This is a genomic window from Pseudomonas sp. LJDD11 (genome assembly GCF_024584215.1).
In the GTDB taxonomy this organism is placed as follows: domain Bacteria; phylum Pseudomonadota; class Gammaproteobacteria; order Pseudomonadales; family Pseudomonadaceae; genus Aquipseudomonas.
Map to the genome: position 1 here is coordinate 1 of NZ_JANJFL010000173.1, position 259 is coordinate 259.

The window sequence follows — 259 nt, forward strand, 5'->3', positions numbered from 1 at the left end:
CAAAACCGAGGACTGACATGCTCTACGCCATCATTGCTACAGATGTTCCCGACTCGCTGGAAAAACGCCTGAGCGTACGTCCTGCTCACCTGGAGCGCATCATCGCCCTCAAGGACGCAGGCCGTCTGGTGCTGGCGGGTCCACATCCAGCCGTGGACAGCAATGATCCGGGCCCGGCCGGTTTCAGCGGCAGCCTGATCGTCGCCGAGTTCGAGTCCCTGAGCGCTGCCGAAACCTGGGCCAAGGCCGATCCGTTCGT

1 protein-coding gene is annotated in these 259 nt (G+C 62.5%); it reads left to right on the plus strand.

Annotated features, from left to right (window positions below):
* Window positions 1-17: 17 nt before the first annotated feature.
* A partial coding sequence (locus NRB16_RS29415; protein WP_257107636.1) for a YciI family protein occupies window positions 18-259 on the plus strand: 242 nt, incomplete at its 3' end.